At 68.9% G+C, this 9,915-nt stretch carries 3 protein-coding genes, 1 tRNA gene and 1 rRNA gene; 4 read left to right on the top strand and 1 reads right to left on the bottom strand.

Features of this window, described 5'->3' with window-relative positions; genetic code table 11:
- The 3 genes from rrf to ACIQJT_RS31765 all read left to right on the top strand — a co-directional run.
- Positions 1-91: ribosomal RNA gene (gene rrf / locus ACIQJT_RS31775) — 5S ribosomal RNA — on the top strand; the annotation flags it as partial.
- 114 nt (positions 92-205) lie between these two features.
- Complete coding sequence (locus tag ACIQJT_RS31770) at positions 206-868, top strand: DegT/DnrJ/EryC1/StrS family aminotransferase (protein WP_365457195.1); 663 nt, start codon at positions 206-208, stop codon at positions 866-868.
- 75 nt (positions 869-943) lie between these two features.
- A tRNA-Thr gene (locus ACIQJT_RS31765) sits at positions 944-1,019 on the top strand.
- Positions 1,020-1,066: 47 nt separating this feature from the next.
- Here ACIQJT_RS31765 and ACIQJT_RS31760 read toward each other — a convergent pair.
- Entirely contained in the window at positions 1,067-3,820 is a 2,754-nt protein-coding gene (locus ACIQJT_RS31760; RefSeq protein ID WP_402649292.1) for a SpoIIE family protein phosphatase, read from the bottom strand.
- Positions 3,821-4,217: 397 nt separating this feature from the next.
- On the opposite strand from ACIQJT_RS31760, the gene ACIQJT_RS31755 reads away from it, so the two are divergent.
- Positions 4,218-9,689, top strand: coding sequence for a HAMP domain-containing protein (locus ACIQJT_RS31755; protein WP_402649291.1), 5,472 nt, complete (start codon positions 4,218-4,220; stop codon positions 9,687-9,689).
- Positions 9,690-9,915: the final 226 nt, after the last annotated feature.

The following is a 9,915-nucleotide window of genomic DNA, read 5'->3' as shown; positions in this document are numbered from 1 at the left end:
GCCCGGTTACATTCCGAACCCGGAAGCTAAGCCTTACAGCGCCGATGGTACTGCAGGGGGGACCCTGTGGGAGAGTAGGACACCGCCGAACAATTCTTGAAAGGGTTGGATCCTGAACTTCGGTTCGGGGTCCAACCCTTTTTTGTTGTGCGTCACTTGAAGTTCACGTTGCGCCACCACCATCCGCAGCATGGGTACTGCTGCAATGCTCAGGGCCGCCGGCGTCGGAGTCGGTGACGAGGTCGTCGTACCGGCCTTCGGGAACGTCGAGGTCGCCGAGGCGGTGACGCTCACGGGTGCGCTGCCGGTGTTCGCGGACATACATCCGGTCAGTTACTGCCTTGACGCGTCCGCTGTCGAAGCGGCCGTAACTCCGCGTACGGCGGCCGTCGTTGTCGTCCACCGGTTCGGGCGGCCGGCCGACATGGCTTCGCTGCACGCGGTCGGGCGGCGGCACGGGTTGCTGGTGCTGCAGGAGGGCGAGTCCGATGCACCGTACGACGAGATAGCGCAGCGTCGGGAGCGGGCCTGTTATCTCGACGGGAAGTTGCGCGGGGTGCGCACGCCCGATGGCGGGGACGGGCACACGTATCAGCAGTACGTCGTGCGGGTGCCCGGCAACGGGCGGCCGGACCGGGACGCGTTCGCCCGGGCCCTGCGGGGCAAGGGTGTTGAGTGCCGTGTTCCGGTGAAGACGCCCGTGCACCGGCTGCCCGAGTTCCGGCGTTGTGTGTCGTTGCCGGAGACCGAGTCGGCCGCCGACGAGACGCTCGCCCTGCCGGTGGATGCCTCGCTGACAAAGCGGGACATGCAGCGAGTCGTGGCCGCGTGCAATGCTCTCGGGGGACTGCTTCAGCCCGCTTTCTGAGCGAGTTGGGAGCACGGGTCTGTTCGGGGTATGATCTATTCCGTTGCCGCGGGGGAAACCTCGAAAAAGCGACAGGCCCCTATAGCTCAGTCGGCAGAGCGTCTCCATGGTAAGGAGAAGGTCAACGGTTCGATTCCGTTTGGGGGCTCCAGCCAAAAGGCCCCGCCCATTCGGGCGGGGCCTTTTTCGTGCGCTCTCTCAGTCGTTGTGCAGGCCCGGGACGCGCATCGCCAGGATCGCCATGTCGTCGGACGGGGCGTCCGAGGCGAAACGCTCGACCGCGCGCATGATGCGGGCGGCGACCGCGCCGGCCGTCAGGCCCGTGCAGGTGGTGAGGACGTCGGCGAGCCCGTCGTCGCCCAGCATGCGGGTGCCTTCCCGGCGCTCGGTGACGCCGTCGGTGACGCAGAGGAGGACATCGCCCGGGTCGAGCGTGACCGTCTCCTCGTAGAGCTCCAGGTCGTCCATGACGCCGAGGAGGGGCTGGGGTTCGGCGGCCGGTTCCACGGTGCCGTCCTGACGCAGCCGGAGCGGGAGGGGATGGCCGGCGCAGACGACCTTCAGGCGGGCGCTGCCGTCCTCCTGCGGCCACAACTCGCCGTAGAGGAGAGTCAGGAAGCGGCTGCGGGCGCCCTCGTCGAGGATCGCGGAGTTCAGGCGCTCCAGGACGGCCGGGCCGCTCAGGCCCTCCCTGGCCAGGAGGCGCAGGGCGTGCCGTGCGAGGCCCGTCACCGCCGCCGCGTTGGGGCCCGTGCCGCAGACGTCGCCGATGGCGAAGCCGTACGCGCCGTCACTGATGGGGAAGACGTCGTAGAAGTCACCGCCGACCTCGTTGCCCTCGCCGGCCGCGCGGTAGATGACCTCGACCTCGACGCCGTCGATCTCGGGGAGCTCGGGCGGCAAGAGGCTGCGCTGGAGGGACTGGCTGATGGCCGTGCGCTCGGAGTAGAGGCGGGCGTTGTCGAGGGCGAGGGCGGCCCTGCGGCTCAAGTCCTCGGCCAGTTCCAGGATTTCCTGGCGGAAGTGTTCGTCGGCGGGCTTGCCGAGGGTCAGCATGCCGATGACGCGGTTGCGGGCGACCAGGGGGAGGACGACGGTCTCGCCGCCGACCGCGGAGGCCGTGGCGAGCGTGGGGCCGATCCCGGAGGCGATCTGGTGGGTGGGGCCGCCGCTGAGGCCGAGGCTGCGCATGGAGCTGCGCAGGGCCGCCTGGTGGGCCGCCTCGGAGGGGGCCGACCAGACCCGGGCGCCGGGGGTGGGGACCGGGTCCGGGGGCTGGATCTTCGACAGCAACGACTTGATGCCGTCGATGAGTTCCTCGTCCTCGTGCAGGACGTACGACAGATAGGGATCCGAGGCCTGGTCGGCGATCGTGTAGACGGCACACCAGGTGGCCAGGGTGGGGACGGTCATCTGGGCCATGAGGGCCAGCGTCTGGTCGCGGTCCAGGGTGCCCGCGAGGAGGTCGGAGGCCTCGACGAGGAAGCTCAGGGAACCGCGGCGCAGGCGTTCGAGTTCGCCCAGGCGGGCCGACTCGACGGCCAACGCGATGCGGTCGGCGGCGAACTGGAGGCGCAGGGCCTCTTCGTTCGAGTATCTGCCGGCTCCCTCCGCGGCCACGCCGAGGGAGCCGGTGAGGCGGCCCTCGACCTTCAGCGGGACGGTGACGACCGAGCGCATGCCGGTGCCGCTCAGGAGCGGTACGGCCCCCGGGACGGCCGACAGGTCGTCGTGGACGGCCGGCATGCGGGCGGAGCCGTATCTGCCGGGGCCCGCCTCGACGGGCACGCGCGCGAAGCGCTGCCGGGCGGAGGGCAGGCCGGTGGAGGCGCGGACCTCCAGCTCCGTCTCGTCGTCGGTCGCGAGGAGCAGGAAGGCGGAGTCGCCGTCGAGCATGTCGCGCGCGCGTTCGACCGTGCGCTGGAGGAGGCCGTCGAGGTCGTCCGGGGCGGGGGAGCCGATGAACACCTCGAACGGATCGGTGCTCTGGCCGTCGGCGGAGGTGGCCGTGTCGGTGGCGGGGCCGCGCAACGGTGTCTGGAGTACGGCCCGCTCGTGGTCGCGCACCAGGAGGCAGACGGTGGAGGGCTCGCCGCCGGTGTCGCGGACGCGCAGGTGGGAGGCGTAGACCGAGGTGACGCGGCCGTTGGCGGCCCTTATGCCGTAGCTGCCCTCCCAGCGCGAGAGCTGGAGGGCCTCGGCGATTCCGGTGCCGGTGCCCGGGGTGTGGGGCCAGGCCGCGAGGTCCGTCAGGGGCTTGCCGATGACCTGTTCGGCGGCGTAGCCGAAGAGTTCCTCGGCGTCCTCGTTCCACGAGGTGATGGCGCACGTGCGGTCGATCTGCACCACGGCGACGCGGACGCGGCCGTCGGCCAGCGGGAGGAGGTCCGCGGGCAGCGAAGGGCCGGCCGTGCGGGTGCCCACCGGGCGTTCGGGCAGGTCGAGTTGGAACCACACCTGCTTGTGGGTGGGCGTGTACTCGACGCCCCACCGGCCGGCGAGCGCCGCGCAGAGCTGGAGGCCGCGGCCGCCCTCGCGGTCGAGGTTGCCCATGTTGACGGCCTGGCCCTGGAGGGGGATCTCCCGCTCGGGGTAGCGATCGGCCACCTCGATCCGTACACCGTCGTCGCTCCGCAGGCACAGCACGTCGGCGGAGGTGCCCGCGTGCACCACGGCATTGGTGACGAGCTCGCTGGTGAGGACCACCGCGTCGTCGACGATGTCGGCGAAGCCCCAGCCCTGGAGGGTGTCCCGGACGAAGGAACGGGCGGTCGCGACCGATCGTCCGAGGGGCTCGAAGCTGGCGGCCGCGCGCGCGGTGATCACAGAACTCCTCGACCGGTTGTCGACGTGCAGGGCTGCCTGGCCGACCGGCTCGTGCCGCTGCTGCGGCAGACCGCCCGTCGGCCGGGGATCCGGGTTCTGTCCCCCGGGGATCAGTCCGGTGGTCATGTGTGCGGCCGCCCTCCGATGCCCGCTCGTGCTCGTGCCACCGCCCAGGCCGGACGGGACCGGCTCGGCTGGACAGCCGCATGCAAGGTTACTTACCTTCGACGGCCATGCGGATGCCGGTCTGCAGTGTTTCCGTCCGGAGGGTGTGCGGACGATGTGCGAAGCTGCCGAACTGTTATGGCCGGGTTCTACCAGGGTGAAACACTGGGCAGGCTTCTGAAGAAGGTTCGGGCAGGCCGAGTGGCTCGCGCGTACGGCGGGCAGCAGCCCGTGGTACGGCTCCGCACGCCTGGCTGAAATATCGCTGTAGTAGGCAGAAGCACGCGACAGCAACCGGTGTGCCGCGCGGTGGCACCCGAGCACAGCAGTAACGGTCGACCCCTGCGGGAGGGACACAGTGGAGTCTGGCGCAGCGACGCGGGGCACTAGGACGCGCGCGAAGGGTGGACAGTCCCCGAGCGGCCAGCGCAAACCGCGGGGCGGGACCACCGCGGTCGACACGGCTGCGCTGGACCGGCTGCTGACGGCGCTGGTCTCGATGCGCGACGGGAACTTCCGCAAGCGGCTCACCGTGTCCGGCGACGGGGTGATGTCGGAGATCGCGGCCGTCTTCAACGAGGTCGCCGACCGCAATCTGCATCTGACGGGCGAGCTGTCCCGGGTGCGGCGCATGGTGGGCCGTGAGGGCAAGCTCACAGAACGGCTGGAAACAGGCGCCTGTGAGGGCTCCTGGGCGGCCGCCATCGACGCCTCCAACGCGCTGGTGGACGATCTCGTACGGCCCGTCTCCGAGGTCGGCCGGGTGCTGTCCGCGGTCGCGGAGGGCGATCTGTCCCCGCGCATGGAGCTCAGGACCCAGGCGCCGGACGGCACCGGGCATCCGCTGCGCGGGGAGTTCCTCAAGGTCGGGCGGACGGTGAACAACCTCGTCGACCAGCTCTCGACCTTCACCGACGAGGTCACCCGGGTGGCCAGCGAGGTCGGTACCGAGGGCAAGCTCGGCGGACAGGCACGCGTGCGGGGCATGTCGGGTTCCTGGAAGGACCTGACCGAGTCCGTCAACACCATGGCGTACCGGCTGACGGCCCAGGTGCGGGACATCGCGCTGGTGACCACGGCGGTCGCCAAGGGCGACCTGTCCCGCAAGGTCACCGTGCACGTGGCCGGCGAGATGCTGGAGCTGAAGAACACCGTCAACACGATGGTCGACCAGCTCTCCTCCTTCTCCTCCGAGGTGACCCGTGTCGCCCGCGAGGTGGGTGTCGAGGGTGAGCTGGGCGGTCAGGCACAGGTGCCGGGTGTGGCCGGGGTGTGGAAGGACCTCACCGACTCGGTGAACCTCATGGCCGGCAACCTCACGGCCCAGGTGCGCGGGATCGCCCAGGTGACGACGGCGGTGGCCAGCGGTGACCTGTCGCAGAAGGTGACGGTCTCCGCACGCGGCGAGGTCGCCCAGCTGGCCGACACGATCAACCAGATGACCGAGACGCTGCGGATCTTCGCGGACGAGGTCACACGGGTGGCCAACGAGGTCGGTGCCGAGGGACAGCTCGGCGGACAGGCGAACGTGCCGGGTGCGGCGGGGACGTGGAAGGACCTCACCGACTCGGTGAACACGGTCTTCCGGAACCTCACCACCCAGGTGCGCGACATCGCCGCCGTGACCACGGCCGTGGCCAACGGTGACCTGTCGCAGAAGGTCACCGTGGACGTGGCCGGCGAGATGCTGGAGTTGAAGAACACCGTCAACGGGATGGTGGACCAGCTCTCCGCGTTCGGTGCCGAGGTCACACGCGTGGCGCGTGAGATCGGTGTCGAAGGTGAGCTGGGCGGTCAGGCGCAGGTGCCCGGTGCCGCCGGTACCTGGAAGGACCTCACCGACTCCGTCAACACCGCGTTCAGGAACCTCACCGGACAGGTGCGGAACATCGCCCAGGTGACCACGGCGGTGGCCAACGGCGACCTGTCGCAGAAGGTCACCGTGGACGTCTCCGGCGAGATGCTCCAGCTGAAGAACACCGTGAACACGATGGTGGACCAGCTCTCGGCGTTCGCCGACCAGGTGACGCGAATGGCCCGGGACGTGGGCACCGAGGGCCGGCTGGGCGGTCAGGCCGTGGTGCCCGGCGTCTCCGGGACCTGGAAGGAGCTCACCGACTCCGTCAACTTCATGGGTGGCAACCTCACCTCGCAGGTGCGGCAGATCGCCCAGGTGACGACGGCGGTGGCCCGGGGTGACCTGTCGCAGAAGATCGACGTGGACGCCCGGGGCGAGATCCTGGAGCTGAAGAACACCATCAACACGATGGTCGACCAGCTCTCCGCCTTCGCCGACCAGGTGACCCGGGTGGCCCGTGAGGTGGGCACCGAGGGCCGGCTCGGCGGACAGGCGCAGGTGCCCGGTGTCGCCGGGGTGTGGCGTGACCTGACCGACTCCGTGAACGGGATGGCGGGAAACCTCACTGCCCAGGTGCGCAACATCGCCCAGGTGGCCACCGCGGTGGCCCGGGGTGACCTGTCGCAGAAGATCGACGTGGACGCCCGGGGCGAGATTCTGGAGCTGAAGAACACGCTCAACACGATGGTCGACCAGCTCTCCAGCTTCGCCGACCAGGTGACGCGGGTGGCCCGTGAAGTGGGCACCGAGGGCATCCTGGGCGGGCAGGCCGAGGTGCAGGGGGTCTCCGGCACCTGGAAGGACCTCACGCAGTCCGTGAACTTCATGGCGAACAACCTGACCATCCAGGTGCGCAACATCGCCGAGGTCACGACCGCGGTCGCCAAGGGCGATCTCTCCAAGAAGATCACCGTCGACGCGAAGGGCGAGATCCTCGAACTCGTCACCACCGTCAACACGATGGTCGACCAGCTGTCGTCCTTCGCCGAGCAGGTGACGCGGGTGGCCCGCGAGGTGGGCACCGAGGGCATCCTGGGAGGCCAGGCGCACGTTCCGGGTGTCACGGGCATCTGGAAGGACCTCAGCGACAACGTGAACCTGATGGCCAACAACCTGACCATGCAGGTGCGCAACATCTCCCAGGTCGCGAACGCGGTCGCCAACGGTGACCTCACGCGGACGGTGACGATCGAGGCGCGCGGTGAGGTGGCACAGCTCGCCGACACCTTCAACACCATGGTGAAGACGCTGAGTTCGTTCGCCGATCAGGTCACCAAGGTGGCCCGTGAGGTGGGCACGGACGGCATCCTGGGCGGCCAGGCGCGGGTGCCCGGTGTGGCCGGCACCTGGAAGGACCTCACCGAGTCCGTGAACCAGATGGCGTCCAACCTGACCGGTCAGGTGCGGAACATCGCCATGGTGACCACCGCCATCGCCAAGGGCGACCTGACCAAGAAGATCGACATCGACGCCCGTGGCGAGATCCTGGAGCTGAAGACGACCATCAACACGATGGTCGACCAGCTCTCGTCCTTCGCCGAGGAGGTCACCCGCGTCGCCCGCGAGGTGGGTACCGAGGGGCAGCTCGGCGGCCAGGCACGCGTGCGTGACGTCGACGGCACCTGGCGCGACCTCACCGAGTCCGTGAACGAGATGGCGGGAAACCTCACCCGGCAGGTCCGCGCGATCGCCCGCGTGGCGACCGCGGTGACCCGGGGCGACCTGAACCTCAAGATCGACGTGGACGCGTCCGGGGAGATCCAGGAGCTCCAGGACTACATCAACAAGATGATCGCCAACCTGCGCGACACCACGATCGCCAACAAGGAGCAGGACTGGCTCAAGGGCAACCTGGCCCGTATCTCGGCGCTCATGCAGGGCCGCCGGGACCTGGAGGACGTGGCCTCGCTGATCATGAGCGAGCTGACGCCGGTGGTGACGGCGCAGCACGGCGCGTTCTTCGTCGCGATGCCGCTCCTGGACGGCAAGGACATGAGCGCCGAGGCCGAGGACCAGTACGAGCTGCGGATGCTCGGGTCGTACGGCTACTCGATGGGCTCCATGCCGACGTCGTTCCGGCCGGGCGAGGCGCTCATCGGGACGGCCGCGGAGGAGAAGCGCACTATCCTGGTGGACAACGCGCCCAGCGGCTATCTGAAGATCTCCTCCGGTCTCGGAGAGGCGCCGCCCGCACAGGTGATCGTTCTTCCGGTGCTGTTCGAGGGCAAGGTGCTCGGTGTCATCGAGCTGGCGTCCTTCACCCCCTTCACGCAGATCCAGAAGGACTTCCTCAACCAGATCGCCGAGATGATCGCGACCAGCGTCAACACCATCTCCGTCAACACCAAGACGGAGGTGCTGCTGAAGCAGTCGCAGGAGCTGACCGAGCAACTGCGGGAGCGGTCGGCCGAGTTGGAGAACCGGCAGAAGGCCCTCCAGGCGTCCAACGCCGAGCTGGAGGAGAAGGCCGAGCTGCTGGCCCAGCAGAACCGTGACATCGAGGTCAAGAACACCGAGATCGAGGAGGCGCGGCAGGTCCTGGAGGAGCGTGCCGAGCAGCTCGCCGTGTCCATGCGCTACAAGAGCGAGTTCCTGGCCAACATGTCCCACGAGCTGCGGACACCGCTGAACTCGCTGCTGATCCTCGCCAAGCTGCTCGCCGACAACGCCGACTCCAACCTCACCCCGAAGCAGGTCGAGTTCGCCGAGACCATCCATGGCGCGGGCTCCGACCTGCTCCAGCTCATCAACGACATCCTCGACCTGTCGAAGGTCGAGGCGGGCAAGATGGACGTCTCGCCGACACGCATCGCGCTCGTGCAGCTCGTGGACTACGTGGAGGCCACCTTCCGGCCGCTGACCGCGGAGAAGGGCCTCGACCTGTCCGTGCGGGTCTCGCCGGAGCTGCCCGCCACGCTCCACACCGACGAGCAGAGGCTGCTCCAGGTGCTGCGCAACCTGCTGTCCAACGCGGTGAAGTTCACCGACTCCGGGGCCGTCGAGCTGGTCATCCGGCCCGCCGGGCGGGATGTGCCGGTGGCGATCAGGGAGCAGCTGCTGGAGGCCGGTTCGCTGCGCGACCCGGACGCCGACCTGATCGCGTTCTCGGTGACCGACACCGGCATCGGCATCGCGGCCAGCAAGATGCGGGTGATCTTCGAGGCGTTCAAGCAGGCCGACGGCACGACCAGCCGCAAGTACGGCGGCACCGGTCTGGGTCTTTCGATCTCGCGGGAGATCGCGCAACTGCTCGGCGGAGAGATCCACGCGCAGAGCGAGCCGGGACGCGGATCGACCTTCACGCTGTATTTGCCGCTGCACCCCAGCGAACTGCCGCCGCAGGGCTACCAGCAGTCCATGCCCGCCCTGGAGGCCGGCGACCTGGTGGCGTCCACGTCGGAGAACGGGCTGTCCGGACCCGAGGTCGAGACTCCGGCCGAGGTGAAGTCGTACCAGGAGACGCAGAACGGTGCCGCGGCGCTCTTCCGGCGCCGGCGCAGGACCGCACCGGCCCCGGAGCAGCGGATCGGGCAGCCGGACCAGTGGTCGGCGGTGGAGCACCAGTCCGCGCCGCAGCCGCGCCGGGGCATCCGGTTCGGCGGGGAGAAGGTCCTGATCGTCGACGACGACATCCGCAACGTCTTCGCGCTCACCAGCGTCCTCGAACAGCACGGACTGTCGGTGCTCTACGCGGAGAACGGCCGTGAGGGCATCGAGGTGCTGGAACAGCACGAGGACGTGGCGGTCGTCCTGATGGACATCATGATGCCCGAGATGGACGGGTACGCGACGACGAACGCGATCCGCAGGATGCCGCAGTTCGCCGGGCTCCCGATCATCGCGCTGACCGCCAAGGCCATGAAGGGCGACCGGGAGAAGGCGATCGAGTCGGGCGCCTCCGACTACGTGACCAAGCCGGTCGATCCCGATCACCTGCTGTCGGTCATGCAGCAGTGGATGCGGGGGGAGTGAGGGGAATCATCGAAGTTCACGCGGAGTTGCTGACCGAGTGTGCCCGACGCCGTGTAGAAGTACGGGATTCGGGGAACCTTCTGGTCTCCCGCTACGTTTCTGCTACGTGCACAGTGACATCACGGTGACAGGGTGTGGCGACAGACAGGGTGCGGCTACGATGACCGGCACAAGGACGGGCGGCGAAAGGGAGTCGTCCCCAGGGGCGGCACCCGGTGCACATCCG

Source organism: Streptomyces sp. NPDC091972, from assembly GCF_044756385.1.
Taxonomy (GTDB): Bacteria; Actinomycetota; Actinomycetes; order Streptomycetales; family Streptomycetaceae; genus Streptomyces.
Note: the sequence above shows the minus strand (reverse complement) of the source record. Positions and strands in the feature narration are given on the sequence as shown.